The organism is Actinoplanes sp. NPDC023936, from assembly GCF_040639325.1.
Classification (GTDB): Bacteria; Actinomycetota; Actinomycetes; order Mycobacteriales; family Micromonosporaceae; genus Actinoplanes.
Window position 1 is genome coordinate 67,067 of sequence record NZ_JBEZZR010000036.1, and the last position, 13,901, is coordinate 80,967.

Consider the following 13,901-nt stretch of genomic DNA (forward strand, 5'->3'; position numbering starts at 1 on the left):
CGGCCGATCAGAACGGCATGGGTGCGACGCAGTCCGCCGGACTGGTCCGGCATCTGTGGTGGATCTACCTGGTCGTCACGTCGGCGGCCGCTGCCGGGTACCTGATGGCCCCGCTCAACGCCGCCACCCGGTGGATCTACGTGGCGGTGAACGGCACGGCCCCGATCGCCACCTGGTACGGCCTGGTCCGGCACGCGCCGCACCGGCGGCTCGGCTGGCAGCTCATCGTGGCCGGGCTGGCCGCCTCGGCCCTCGGCGACGTGCTCTTCGCGAGCTACCCGGCACGCGGCCTGACCGCGCCCTTCCCGTCCGCCGCGGACGCGCTCTACCTGCTCGGGCACCTCGCGATCGCGGCCGGCGCGGCGGCCCTCGCGGCACGCGCCGGCCGGACCGCGTTCATCGACGCGGCGATCATCGTGACGCCGCTCGCCAGCCTCGCCTGGATACTCGTGCTGGACCCGATACACACCCTCGGCGGCACCCCGCTCGCCCAGTTCGTCGCGATCGCCGCGCCGGCCAGCACGCTCTTCGTGGTGTACTGCGCGCTTGCCCTGGCGCTCGGCATCCACCTGCGCACGCTGGGCGCCCGCGCCCTGCTCCTCGGCCTGCTCGCCTGGTTCGTCTCGGACACGCTCTACACCCAGCAGAGCCTGGCCGGCACCTACGCCGAGGGCAGCCCGCTGGACCTCGGCTGGATGGCGATGCCGATCCTGATCGCCACGGCCGCCCTGCACCCGTCGATGGTCGTCACCACCCCGCGCCGCTCCGCGCTGGTCATGCTCACCGTGCCGCGCGCGGTCACGCTCTTCAGCGCCTCGCTCGTGCTGCCCACCCTGCACCTGTTCTGGAACCCGGAGCCGGACACGCCGCTGATCGTCGGCGCCTCGATCTCGATGTCGCTCGTCGCGATCCGGCTCATCTCACCGATCCACGAGCTGGCCCGGCGCGCCGCGCACGACCCGCTCACCGGCCTGGCCAACCGCAGCCTGCTGATGGACCGGCTGGCTCTCGCCCTCAGCTCCCTGCCGGCCGGCGGCGCCACCCGGACCGGCCTGCTCTTCTGCGACCTGGACCACTTCAAGATGGTCAACGACAGCCTCGGCCACGACGCCGGTGACCAGCTGCTGGTCGCCATCGCCGACCGGCTGCGCGACACGGTCCGCAGCGACGACCTGGTCTGCCGGCTCGGCGGCGACGAGTTCGTCATCCTGATGCCGGCGGTGACCGAGGAGGAGGCCGACGACATCGCCGCGCGGATCGCCGACCGGCTGGCCGAGCCGCTGCGCCTCACCGACGGCAGCGAGTTCTTCGCGTCGCTCTCGATCGGCCTGCGCACCACCGGCGAGAGCGGCGACGACCCGGACGCGCTGCTGCAGGACGCCGACATCGCGATGTACCAGGCGAAGTCCTCCGGCCGGGGCCGGACCGTCCGCTTCGACGTGCGGACCCGCGCGGAGGCGGCACGACGGCTGCGCCGGGACGCCGACTTCCGCCGGGCGCTGCACCACCCCGGCGAGCTGTTCTGCGTCTACCAGCCGGTCTACCGGGTCGACGACGGCCGGCTCAGCTCGGTGGAGGCCCTGGCCCGCTGGCACCACCCCCGGGACGGGGTCCTGCCGCCGGCCGAGTTCGTGCCGATGGCCGAGGCGACCGGGATGGTCGCCCCGCTCTTCGCGGCCGTCCTGGAGCAGGCCCTGCACGAGCAGCGCACCTGGTACAACCGGACCGGCGGCTGGATCCCGATCGCGGTGAACCTGTCACCGCGCCAGCTCGACGCCACCACCACCGAGGCGGTGCTCACCGCGCTGCGGCGGGCCGGCACCCCGGCCTTCGCGCTCACCCTCGAGCTCACCGAGACCGGCCTGGCCGAACCGGAGACGGTGGAGGCCGCCCTGGGCCCGCTGCGCCGCGCCGGGGTGAAACTCGCGGTCGACGACTTCGGCACCGGGTACTCCTCGATGGCCCGCGTCGCCGACCACGGCTGGGACATCGTGAAGATCGACCGCACGTTCGTCTCCGGCATCGCCTCCGACCCGGCCCGCCGCTCCCTCGCCGACGCGATGGTCGGGATGGCGCACGCCCTCGGCATGGTCTCGGTCGCCGAGGGCGTGGAGGACCCGGCGGACATGGCGGTCCTGCGCGAGCTGGGCTGCGAGTACGCCCAGGGCTTCCTGCTGGCCCATCCGCTGGACGCGACCGAGATCCTCGACCACATAGCGGCCGCCGAGCAGAACCGCCTGGCCCTGACCGCCGCCGCCCACCCGCCACCGCACCACTGACAACCTCCGCGTGTGGAATTCGGGTGCGGAGCGCGCCCCAACTCAACACGCAACCCCGGGTGCCACCCCGCGTGTGGAGTTCGGGTGCGGAACGCGCCCCAACTCAACACGCAACCCCGAGTGCCACCCCGCGTGGGGAATTCGGGTGCGGAACGCGCCCCAACTCAACACGCAACCCCGAGTGCCACCCCGCGTGGGGAATTCGGGTGCGGAACGCGCCCCAACTCAACACGCTGCGCCTGGCGCCGGGGCCGGCGGCGGGTCGCGCCGGGCCGTGGTCGTCAGTCGCGGGGTGCTTCGGGACTGGTGGGGCTGCGGGTGGGGACTGCTCGGCGCGTACCGGAAAGGAGGTTGTGATGGGGGTTACTTTCGATACGAGACCGTTCCGTTTCGCTGGACGGCTGGTAGGTTGCGTTGTGATACGGAACAGTTCCGTATCGGAAATGGTTTCGGGGGCGCCAGTCCATGAGTACCCACGTTCAACCTCAGGCCGGGCATCCCCGGCGCTGGGCCATTCTCGGCGTGCTGGTGATCAGCCTGCTCGTGGTCGTTCTCGACAACACCGTGCTGAACGTCGCGATGCGCACGATCGCCGACCCGGAGCACGGCCTGGGCGCCAGCCAGAGTGAGCTGGAGTGGGCGATCAACTCGTACACCCTGGTCTTCGCCGGGTTGCTGTTCACCGCCGGCATTCTGGCGGACCGGCTGGGGCGCCGGATCTCGCTCGTGTTCGGCCTGATCGTTTTCGGCCTGGCGTCGCTGTTCTCGGCGTACGCCACGAGTCCCGACATGCTGATCGCGGCGCGTGCCGTGATGGGCCTGGGCGCCGCGGCCGTCATGCCGGCCACCCTCTCGATCATCGCGAACGTGTTCGATCCGAAGGAGCGCCCGCGCGCCATCGGCGTCTGGGCCGGCGCGGTCGGCCTGGCCGTGGCGATCGGCCCGGTGCTCGGCGGCGTGCTGCTGGAGCACTTCTGGTGGGGCTCGGTCTTCCTGATCAACGTGCCGATCGTGGTGGCCGGTGTGGCGCTGGTGTTCGTGCTGGTGCCGGAGTCGCGGGACCCGAAGCCGAACCGGATCGACGTGTTCGGCGTGCTGCTCTCGATCGTCGGCCTGACCCTGCTCACCTACGGCGTGATCAAGGGCGGTGAGGACGGTTTCGGCGAGCCGCTGGCCTGGGGCACGCTGACCGCGGGTGTGCTGATCATGGTGGCGTTCGTGCTCTACGAGCGCCGGATCACCTTCCCGTCGCTGGACGTGCGGCTCTTCCGGAACCGCCAGTTCTCGGCGTCGACCGGCATCATCGGCCTGGTCTTCTTCGCGGCGATGGGTTCGATGTTCTTCGGCGCGTTCTACCTGCAGATGGTCCGCGGTTACGGCCCGCTCGCGTCCGGCGCGCTCTTCGTGCCGTTCGCGCTCGGTCAGATGATCTTCGCGCCGCTCAGCGCGAACATGGTCAAGAAGTTCGGCCCGAAGGCGGTCAGCACTGTCGGCCTGGTCCTGGTCGCCGGCGCGCTGGCCCTCTGGGTGTTCATCGGCGCCGAGACCCCGATCTGGATCGTCGCGGTGGCGTTCTTCGTGCAGGGCGTCGGCATGGCCAACGTGATGCCGCCGGCCACCGAAGCGATCATGTCGGCGCTGCCGCGGGAGAAGGCCGGTGTCGGCTCGGCGGTCAGCAACACGATCCGCCAGCTCGGTGGCGCGCTCGGCGTCGCGGTCCTCGGCGCGGTGGTGTCCTCGGTCTACCGCAGTCACCTCGAGGCGCCGGCCGGGCTGCCGGACGCCGCCGCCGACCTGGCCCGCGAGTCGATCGCCGGCGCCTACGCGGTCGCCGGGGAGGCCGGATCCGCCGCGCCCGCGCTGCTGACCGGCGCCAACGAGGCGTTCGTCACGGCGATGCACTACGCGTCCGTCGGCTCGACGGTGTTCGCGCTGCTCGGCGCCCTGGTCGCGGCCCTCTGGCTGCCCGGCAAGCGCCCCGCGGACGAGCCGGCCCCGACCGTGGCCGAGAGTCTCGCCGAGGAGCCGGGCCTGGAACTGGCCGGCGCGGAAACCACTCGGTAACAATGAACGCCATGAGCACCAGCACCGACGCCGGCCAGGAGCGCAAGGCTCCTGGCCGGCCCCGTAACGCCCAGGCCGACGAGGCCATCCTCGACGCGGTGCTGGCGCTGATCAGCGACGGGCAGAGCGCCGCCGCCGTCTCGATCGAGGCGGTGGCGGCGAAAGCCGGCGTCGGCAAGGCCACCATCTACCGCCGCTGGCCGAACAAGGAGGCGCTGATCGCCGACGCGGTCCGCGCCATGAAAGGCCCGCTGCCGGAGCTGGCCGGGGAGTCGGTCCGGGAGGATCTGATCTCCCTGATCAAGGCCAACCGCACGCCGCGCGCCCTGCGCTACGGCAAGGTCACCGCCTGCCTGCTCCCCGAGCTGATCAAGGACGACGGGCTGGCGCGGATGCACCATGCGGTCGTCGAGCCGCGGCGCGAGGTGATGCGGGAGGTGCTGCGGCGCGGCGTCGCGACCGGCGAGCTCCGCGCCGATCTGGACGTGGAGATGACCGCGCTGATGCTCTCCGCCCCCTCGATGATCCAGTCGATGCTGCGCCTGCAGGACCTGGTGCCGGACGAGGGGTTCGCGGAGAAGCTGGTGGACGCGGTGCTGGGCGGGGCCCGCTAGTTCCTGATTCGCCAGCGAAAAAGGGTTCACTTACGTTGCAATCGGTGCATGAGAGATGACCCGTCCGAATCCGCACAGGCTCGGACCGAGGTTCGGGCGGCGCTGCACGCGTGGCGGGACAGCCTCGTCGACCTCGGTGACACCAACCGGCTGATCAACTTCCCGACCGACCACCCCGACCTCGTCGAGATCGTCGGACCGGAGCCCGCGGCCCTGGTCCGATCGCTGCACGCCGGCGCCGAGTGCCCGCTGGCCGGCACCGGCGCCGACCCGCAGCAGCACGCCGCCACGGACGACCTGCTGCGCACCGAGATGCCGGACCTGGCGCTCGACGCGGCGCTGCGCCGGATGCTGAAGAAGTCCCGGCAGGAGTACCTGGACCGGGGCGTGTCAGTGCTGCACCTGGTGCTCGGCCTGCTGCGCTGGCGGGACGAGGAGGAGAACCCGTTCGCCAGCCCGATCCTGCTGATGCCGGTGGAGCTGGTCACCGCCGGTCCGGGCGACCCGCCCCGGCTGCGGCTGCGCGACGACGAGACAGTGGTCAACCCGGCGCTCGCGATCCGGCTGCGCCGCCTCGGCATGGAGGCGCCGGCCGTGGACGGGCACGCCGAACCGGACGTGTCCCGGGTCTGGGACGGGCTGCAGAGCGCCGTCGCGCGCCGCCGCGGCTGGCACGTGGAGCGGACCGTGCTGCTCTCCTGCCTGACCTTCCACAAGGAGGCGATCTACCGGGACCTGCTGGTCAACGAGGACCGGATCCTGTCGCACCCGGTGGTGCAGGCGCTGGCCACCACGAGCGGGCGGCAGACCGGCACGTTCCGGTTCGCCCCGGTCCCGCCCGCGGTCGTCGACCGGGTCGCCCCGCCGGAGCACGTGCCGCTGGTGCTGGACGCCGACGCGTCGCAGCGGGCCTGCATCGCGGCCGCCGTCGCCGGGCACAGCTTCGTGATGGACGGGCCGCCCGGCACCGGCAAGTCGCAGACCATCGCCAACATGATCGGGTGCCTGCTGCACGCCGGTAAGCGGGTGCTGTTCGTCTCCGAGAAGGCCGCCGCGCTCGACGTGGTGCACCATCGGCTCGTCGAGGCCGGGCTGGACCGGTACGTCCTGGAGCTGCACGGGCACAAGGCCGGGCGCAAGGAGGTGGCGACCGCCCTCGCGGCCGCCCTGGACGACGGGCCCGCGCCGGTGGACGGCCTGGACGCGGCCGACCGGCGGGGCACCCGGGAACGGCGGGAGCAGCTCAGCGCGTACGCGACGGCGATGAACGAGACCCGGGCGCCGCTCGGCCGCAGCCTGCACAACGTGCTCGGGGTCTGCGCCCGCCTCCAGGACGCCCCGGCCGCGCCGGTCCCGGTGATCCAGCCGGACGCGGTGACCCCGGAGTCGGTACGCCGGGTCATGCAGGCCACCAACCGGCTCGCCACCGCCTGGCGCACCGTTGTCGACCGCGACGATCTGCCCTGGCGCGACGTGGTCACCCGGGATCCCCTCGACCCGGCCCTCTCCGCGGCGGAGAGCGCGCTGGCCGGCCTGACCCGCGCGGTGCACGCCGACCGGGTGCCGGTGGAGGCGTTCGGGCTGAGCGGCACCGAGGACGCCGGGACGCTCGCCCGGCTCGCCGCGCACGCCGCCGCGCGTCCGCCGCACGTCCGCGACGAGTGGCTGACCGCGCCCGCCCTGGACGACCTCCGGCAGGCCGCCGAGGCGCTGGGCCGGGACCTCACCACGGTCCGGGCGGCACGGGAGGCGGCCACCCGGCGGGCCGGCGCCTCCTGGTCGGCGCTGCCCGAGGCGGCCGGGCTGCCCGAGGTGCCGGACCTCAGCGGGCTCACCCCGCCGGCGGTCGACCTGGAACCGCTCACCGCCGCCGAGGCCGACCGGCACGCCAAGCTCTGCACCGAGGCCGCCGACACCCTGGAACGCCACCGGGCCGTCGTGGACCGGATCACCGCGAAGCTGGGCCTGCCGAACGCGGTGAAGGTCGCCGACATCGGCCGGGTGGCGACGATCGCCGAACTCGGCGGGCGCCCGCACCGGCCCGAGCCGTTCTGGTTCTCCCCGGGCGTGGCCGGCACCGTCGCGGCCGGTGCGCCGGCGCTGCGCCGGGCCCTGGAGAACCTGCTCGCCGCGGAGATGCGGGCCCGGCCGTTCTTCGCCGAGGCGATCCTGACCCAGCCGGTCGAGGAGCTCGCCGACCGGTTCGCCCGGGTGCACCGGGGGTGGCGCAAGCTGCTCGGGGCGTACCGGCGGGACCGGCGGATCATCGCGGCGTTCGTGATGCCCACGGCCGCGGTGCGCGACGCGCTGCCCCGGCTCGAGACGGCGGTGGCCTGGCAGCGGGCCCGGCAGGACCTGACGGCCGCGGAGTCCGCCTACGGCGCCGCCCTGGGCCGGTACTGGCAGGGGCCGGGCACCGACTTCCCGGCGATCGACGAGGCGCTGGGCGTCGTGGAGACGGCGTTGCGGGCCGCGCCGCCGGCGTCGGTTCCGGCGGTGGCCGCGTACGTCTGCGCCCCGGACCCGGACCCCGAGCTGATCCGCCTCGCGACCGCGGCCCGGGACGCGGTGCTCGCGAAACAGGCCGGCCTGCCGGACCTCTCCCAGGGGCCGATCGACGCGGCGATCGAGTGGCTGCGGGCGAACGCCACGGCCCTCGCGGCGATCGCGGCGACGGTGCACACCTACGACGTGGCGACCGGGCGGACCCTGGACTACGCGGAGGTGCGGCGGCTGAGCCGGCTCCGGCAGGAGGTCGCCGAGGCGGAGGCGTCGATCGCCGGGAACGCCGGGAGCTACGTGGCGGCGTTCGGTGACGCGTACCGGGGTGGGGAGACCGACGAGGCCGCGCTCGCCGCCGCGGTGCGGTGGACGGCCGCCACCCGTGCCCTGCTCACCGGCGCCGACCAGCCACTCACCGCCGCGCAGGCGAAAGCGCTGCACGACCTGCGGCCGGTGACCGGGCTGGACCGGCTGGCCGAGCAGTGGACCCGGGCCCGGCAGTCGGTGCTCGACGCGTTCGGCCCGGCGCGCCGCGCGGAGCTCGCGGCCGAGCTCGGCGACCCGGACCGGGCGGCGGCGTTCCTGCGGCGGATCCGCGGCGACGCGGACGGCCAGGAGGAGTGGTTCGCCGCCCTGGACGCCCGTGCCGTGCTCAGCGGCCACGGGCTGGACCCGGTGGTGGAGTTCTGCGCGGACCGCCGGCTCGACGCCGAGCAGGTGCGGCCGGCCGTGGAGCGAGCGCTCTTCCGAGCCTGGGCGGACGCGGTGATCCAGGCCGACCATCGGCTGCGCCCCTGGCGGTCGGGCGACCGGGACCGCCTGGTCGCCGAGTTCCGCGCGCTGGACAGCAGGCTCGCCGCGGCGGCCGTCGGCGACATCGCCGAATCCGTCGCCGCGCGCCGGCCGGACGGCGACAGCCCGGCCGCCGGCCTGCTCCGCCGCGAGGCCGTGAAGGCCAGCCGCCACCTGCCGGTCCGCGAGCTGATCGGCCAGGCGCGGGAGCTGGTGCTCGGTCTGCGGCCGTGCTTCCTGATGTCGCCGCTCACGGTCAGCCAGTCGCTGCCCGCGGACATCCGCTTCGACGTGGTGATCTTCGACGAGGCGTCCCAGGTCACCCCGGCCGACGCGATCAACTGCATCTACCGGGGCGCCGCGCTGATCACCGCGGGCGACGACCGGCAGCTGCCGCCGACCAGCTTCTTCGACCGGACGCTGGGTGGGGCCGAGGAACCCGAGCAGGAGCTCGCGGTCCTCGACTTCGAATCGGTGCTGGAGCTGGCGAAGGGCTGCGGCGCGTTCGCCAGCCTGGGCCTGAACTGGCACTACCGCAGCCGGCACGAGGCGCTCATCGCGTTCTCCAACCACGCGTTCTACCAGGGCCGGCTCAGCGTCTTCCCGAGCGCGAACACCGGCGGGCCGGACACCGGCGTCACGCTGCTGCCGGCCGGCGGGGTCTACCGGCGCAGCAGCACCCGGGACAACCCGGTCGAGGCGGACCGGGTGGCCGAACGCATCGTGCACCACTTCACCACCCGGCCCGGCCTGTCGCTCGGCGTGGTGACGTTCTCGGTGGCGCAGGCCGAGGCGATCGAGCGGGCCGTCGAGGTGGTCGCGGCGGGACGGCCGGAACTGGAACGCATCCTCGACGACGACCGCCTGCACGGCTTCTTCGTGAAGAGCCTGGAGGCGGTGCAGGGCGACGAGCGGGACGTGATGATCTTCTCGATCGGGTACGGCTACGACGAAGCCGGCAAGATCAGCGCGAACTTCGGGGCGCTGAACCGGCCGAACGGCTGGCGGCGGCTCAACGTGGCGATCACCCGGGCCCGGTACCGGGTGGAGATCGTCACGTCGATCCTGGCGCGGGACGTGCCGGAGACCGACAACGAGGGCGTCCGGCTGCTCGCCTCGTACCTGGAGTACGCCGAGCGGGGACCGGCAGCGCTGGACGTCGCGGTCCCGGCGGCGCCGGCCGACGGCGCGGACGGCCCGTTCCAGGAGTCGGTCATGGACACCCTGCGGTCCTGGGGTTATCCGGTGCAGGCGAACCTGGGCTGGGCCGGTGGGCGGGTCGACCTCGGCGTGCGGCGGCCGGACCGGCCGGAGTTCGGGTACCTGCTCGGGATCCGGTGCGACGGGGGCGCCTACGGCGGATGCACCGCCGCCCGGGACCGGGACCGGCTCAGTGAGCAGGTGCTGCTCGGCCTCGGCTGGAACCTGCACCGGATCTGGTCGATCGCCTGGTACCGGGACCGGGCCGGCGAGGAGGCCCGGCTGCGCGCGGCTCTGGAGGTGGCCGCCGGCAGCCCGCGGGCCAAGCTCACCGAACGGCGGAACCTGGTCGCGGTGCCGTCGCCGGCCGGCTCGTGAGCTCGTCGAGCTGGGCGATCAGCTGTTCCGGACCGGCCGCCGGGTCGATCCGGAACAGCTGCGCGGCGTCCAGCGGCGGCACCGCGACGTGCGAGATCAGCGGGTGGAACGGGCGGTCGTCGTGCTCCCCCGCGCCGAAGAGCGTCTCCGCCAGCTTCTCCCCCGGCCGCAGCCCGGTGTAACGGATCTCCACCGGGCTGCGGGCGAGCTGGACCATCTGCCGGGCCACCTCGGCGATCCGGACCGGGTCGCCCATCTCCAGCACCAGGGCCTCACCGTCCCGGCCGATCGCGGCGGCCTGGATGACCAGGTGCACCGCCTCCTGGGTGGTCATGAAGTACCGGGTCACGTCGGGGTGGGTGACGGTCACCGGCCCGCCGTCGGCGATCTGCGCGCTGAACGTGGTGAAGACCGAGCCCCGGCTGCCGAGCACGTTGCCGAAGCGGACGCTGAGGAACATCCCGGGCCGCCGGCTCGCGGTCCACGCGGTCAGCCGCTCGGTGATCCGCTTGGTGTAGCCGAGGACGCTCGTCGGGTCGGCGGCCTTGTCGGTGGAGATGTTGACGAACCGTTCCACCTCCGCCGCCGCGTCCAGCACGTTGAGCGTGCCGAGCACATTGGTCTTGAGCGCCTCGCCGGGATGACGCTGCAGCAGCGCGAGGTGCTTGAGCGCGGCGGCGTGGAACACCACCTGCGGCCGGCGGGTCCGGAAGATCGTCCGGATCCGCTCGGCGTCGCGCAGGTCGGCCAGGATCACCGCCGGGTCGTCGAGGCGCCCGAGCGGGTCCAGCGACAGCTGCACGGCCTGCAACGCGCTCTCGTCCCGGTCCAGCATCATCAGCTCGGCCGGCTCGAAGCGGTGGATCTGCCGGCACAGCTCGGAGCCGATCGAGCCGCCGGCGCCGGTCACCAGCACCCGCTTGCCGGTCAGGTACCCGGCGATGGCGTCCAGGTCGGTCTCGATCTGGTGCCGGCCCAGCAGGTCGGTGACCTGCACGTCGCGGATGTCGTCGACGGCGACCGGGTGGTCCATCAGCTCGCTCATCGACGGCACCACCTTGAAGGTGGCGCCGGCCGCGACGGTCCGGTCCCGGACCGCGCGGACCAGCTCGGCCTCGGCGTTGGCGACAGCGAAGACCAGCAACCCCGCTCCGGTACGGTCGAGGACGGCCGGAATGTCGTCCCGGGCGCCGAGCACCGGCACCCCGGAGATGTGCAGGCGGCGTTTGCGCGGGTCGTCGTCGATCAGCCCGACCGGCAGGTACCGGCTGTTCGGGTCGTGCAGCATGGAGCGCACCAGCAGCGTCCCGGCCTCACCGGCGCCGAAGAGCAGCACGGGCGCGGCGGTGCGCTGGTCGGGCCGGCGACGGCGCTGCCGCCGGGCCCGCTGCGCGTAACGAACGGCGAGCATGAGTACGAGGGCGACCGCCCCGCCGGCGAGCGGGGCGAGCGGCGGCACGGGCCGGCGGGAGATCAGCACGTCGAGCACGAGCAGCACGGCGGCGGTGCTGCCGGTGGTGATCGCGGCGGCGCGGACCTCCTCGAAGCTCGCGTACGGGTACCGGCCGCGGTACAGGTGCCGGGTGTGCCCGATGGCGAGCTGCAGGACGACGGCGAGCGCGGCGGCGAGCAGGAAGCCGGTGAGCCGCCGCCGGTCCAGGTCGGTGCCGTACCGGGTGAGGATCGCGGCGAACAGGCCGGCGATCCAGGCGGCCGCGTCGGCGGCGGCCGCTTGGAGGTTCCAGGCACGTACCGGCATGGTCGTCCTCCCGCGCGGCAAACGACCGGTCCCCGAGACTTTATCACCATATTTAGGGTGAAAAGCGGACTTTGTTGATACCACCTCTTCCGGAGGAAGCCTGGACCTATCGTCACAGACAGCCAGCGGGACGGGGAGGTCTGCCATGGGCCTGCGCGACTACCTCGGTGTCGCCAAAAGACACTGGTGGCTGGTGGCGACCTGGGTCCTCGTCGCGCTCGGCGCCGCCCTCGTCGTGAACCTCCGCACCACCCCGGTGTACGCGGCCCGCGTCACCTTCTTCTTCACCGCCCCGATGGCCGCGGCCGCCGAGCTCTACCCCGCCAGCATGTTCAGCACCAGCCGCCTCGCCACGTACGCCGCCCTGCTCGGCAGCGACGAGATCGCGGCGCCGCTCGCCGCCCTGCCGGAGGTGAACCTGACCGCCGCCGAACTGGCCGAGCGGATCAGCTCCGAGACGATCGCCGACACGGTCCTGATGGAGGTCACGGTGGAAGACCCGTCGCGGCGACGTGCCCTGTTCGTCACGGAGAAACTGGCCGTGCTCTTCAAGGACGCCGTGGAGAACCTGGAACGGCAGCAGACCTCCTCGGCGATCCGGGTCGAGGTGGTCGACGGGCCGCATCTGGAACCGGATCCGGTCGAGCCGCAACCGCTGAACAACTACGCCCTCGCGCTGATGGGCGGCCTGATCATGGGGGCCGGGTCGGCGGTGCTCCGGGAGATCGCGGACAGCACGGTGCGCAGCGCGGACGCCCTGCAGGCGCTCACCAGCGTGCCGGTGCTAGCCCGGATCCCGCTCGACGGCCGGGTTCCGGCCCGGGCCGGGCCGTTCGTGTCGGCGAGCGACTCGCCCCGTACCGAGGCGCTGCGCCAGGTCCGTACCCTGCTGCAGTCGGCCGCCGCCGAGCAGTCGCTCAAGACGCTCGCCGTCACCAGCGCGGTCCCCGGCGAGGGCCGGTCGGCGACCGCGTGCAGCCTGGCCCTGCTCTTCGCCGAGACCGGCCAGCGCGTCCTGGTGGTCGACGCCGAGCTGCGCCGGCCCCGGCTGGCCCGCTTCCTCGGCCGGGAGACCACGACCGGCCTGAGCACGGTGCTCAGCGGCAGCGCCACCGTGGAGCAGGTGATCCAGCCGTGGGGCGCCGGCCTCTGGCTGCTCGCCGGCGGGCAGAGCCCGCCGAACCCGAGCGAGCTGCTCAGCTCGCCGCGGATGACCGAGGTGGTCGACGAGGTACGCCGCCGCTTCGACGTGGTGATCTTCGACTGCCCGCCGCTGCTGCCGGTCACCGACGGCGAGGTCATCGCCGCCCGCGCCGACGGCACGCTGCTGGTGGTTCGCTACGCCGGCACCACCGGCGCGGAGATCACCGGCGCGGTCCGGGCGCTGCGCGGGGTGAACGCGACACTGCTCGGCTGCGTGCTGAACATGGTGCCGCTCAAGGGCCCGGACGCGTTCCCGCGCTTCGAGCAGTACACCGCGAAGCCGACGGCCCGCCGGGGTGGCCGCCGCCGGGCTCCTCGCCTTCTGGAGATGGCGGCATGAGCACCGACCGGCCCACCGCTGACCGGCCCGTTGCGGCGCCGGGCGGCCTGAGCACCGCCGCCGAGCGGCAGGTGCCGGGCCGGATCGCGGAGATCTTCGCCGGCAGCCCGGACGACCTGCCCACCCGGCTGGCGAACCTGGCCCGGTACGCCCGGCGCGCCCAGGTGACCCGCTTCGCCGCTCTGTACGAGCTGTTCAAGCTGGCGCTGCCGGTGAAGGGCTCGATCGTCGAGTGCGGTGTCTTCCGGGGTGCCAGCTTCATGACCTTCGCCCAGCTCAGCGCGGCTCTGGAGCCGACCAACCTGACCCGGCGGATCTACGGGTTCGACTCGTTCGGCGGCTTCCCGTCGGTATCGGAGGCGGACCGGCCGGAGACCACCGAGGTCCGGGCCGGCGACCTCGCCGCGGACAGCTATGACGAGCTGAACCGGCTGCTGGAGGTCTACGACACCGACCGTTTCCTGGGTCACCTGCCGAAGGCCCGGCTGATCCGCGGCGACGTCACCGAGACGATCCCGGCGTTCGTGGCGGAGAATCCGCACCTGGTGATCAGCCTGCTCTTCCTCGACCTCGACCTGTACGAGCCGACCCGGGTGGCGCTCAGGGAGTTCCTGCCCCGGCTGCCGCGCGGCGCGGTGCTCGCCTTCGACGAGCTGGACAACCCGCTCTGGCCGGGCGAGACGTCGGCGGTCCTGGACGAGGTCGGGCTGCACCGCCTGGAGCTGCGGCGGTTCGAGTTCGATCCGTACATCGGGTACGCGGTGATGTGA

7 protein-coding genes are annotated in these 13,901 nt (G+C 73.3%); 6 read left to right on the forward strand and 1 reads right to left on the reverse strand.

The window, feature by feature from the left end:
* The first annotated feature begins 17 nt into the window (after positions 1-17).
* From AB0F72_RS33395 to AB0F72_RS33410, 4 genes are all read left to right on the forward strand, one after another.
* Entirely contained in the window at positions 18-2,279 is a 2,262-nt protein-coding gene (locus AB0F72_RS33395) for an EAL domain-containing protein (protein ID WP_360439906.1), read from the forward strand.
* A 465-nt stretch (positions 2,280-2,744) separates the two neighbouring features.
* The gene (locus AB0F72_RS33400; protein WP_360439909.1) at positions 2,745-4,343 is read left to right on the forward strand and encodes an MFS transporter; all 1,599 of its coding nucleotides are present in this window, start codon (positions 2,745-2,747) and stop codon (positions 4,341-4,343) included.
* A gap of 11 nt (positions 4,344-4,354) precedes the next feature.
* A complete protein-coding gene (locus AB0F72_RS33405) occupies positions 4,355-4,957 on the forward strand; it encodes a TetR/AcrR family transcriptional regulator (RefSeq protein WP_360439911.1) in 603 nt (200 codons plus the stop codon).
* 48 nt (positions 4,958-5,005) lie between these two features.
* Positions 5,006-9,829: a DUF4011 domain-containing protein gene (locus tag AB0F72_RS33410; RefSeq protein ID WP_360439914.1), complete on the forward strand. Its 4,824-nt coding sequence runs from the start codon at positions 5,006-5,008 to the stop codon at positions 9,827-9,829.
* On the opposite strand, the gene AB0F72_RS33415 is transcribed toward AB0F72_RS33410, so the two are convergent.
* Positions 9,780-11,588: a polysaccharide biosynthesis protein gene (locus AB0F72_RS33415; RefSeq protein ID WP_360439916.1), complete on the reverse strand. Its 1,809-nt coding sequence runs from the start codon at positions 11,586-11,588 to the stop codon at positions 9,780-9,782. The two genes, AB0F72_RS33410 and AB0F72_RS33415, sit on opposite strands and share 50 nt — an antisense overlap.
* Before the next feature lie 145 nt (positions 11,589-11,733).
* Between AB0F72_RS33415 and AB0F72_RS33420 the strand changes: the two genes are divergently transcribed.
* A complete protein-coding gene (locus AB0F72_RS33420) occupies positions 11,734-13,131 on the forward strand; it encodes a polysaccharide biosynthesis tyrosine autokinase (protein ID WP_360439918.1) in 1,398 nt (465 codons plus the stop codon).
* Positions 13,128-13,901: a TylF/MycF/NovP-related O-methyltransferase gene (locus AB0F72_RS33425; protein WP_360439921.1), complete on the forward strand. Its 774-nt coding sequence runs from the start codon at positions 13,128-13,130 to the stop codon at positions 13,899-13,901. The genes AB0F72_RS33420 and AB0F72_RS33425 overlap by 4 nt, the downstream gene beginning before the upstream one ends.

Excerpts from the sequence above, each read along its gene's own strand:
- AB0F72_RS33395 (WP_360439906.1), top strand. The coding sequence starts at position 18 with ATGGGTGCGACGCAGTCCGCCGGACTGGTCCGGCATCTGTGGTGGATC.
- AB0F72_RS33400 (WP_360439909.1), top strand. The coding sequence starts at position 2,745 with ATGAGTACCCACGTTCAACCTCAGGCCGGGCATCCCCGGCGCTGGGCC.
- AB0F72_RS33405 (WP_360439911.1), top strand. The coding sequence starts at position 4,355 with ATGAGCACCAGCACCGACGCCGGCCAGGAGCGCAAGGCTCCTGGCCGG.
- AB0F72_RS33410 (WP_360439914.1), top strand. The coding sequence starts at position 5,006 with ATGAGAGATGACCCGTCCGAATCCGCACAGGCTCGGACCGAGGTTCGG.
- AB0F72_RS33415 (WP_360439916.1), bottom strand. The coding sequence starts at position 11,588 with ATGCCGGTACGTGCCTGGAACCTCCAAGCGGCCGCCGCCGACGCGGCC.
- AB0F72_RS33420 (WP_360439918.1), top strand. The coding sequence starts at position 11,734 with ATGGGCCTGCGCGACTACCTCGGTGTCGCCAAAAGACACTGGTGGCTG.
- AB0F72_RS33425 (WP_360439921.1), top strand. The coding sequence starts at position 13,128 with ATGAGCACCGACCGGCCCACCGCTGACCGGCCCGTTGCGGCGCCGGGC.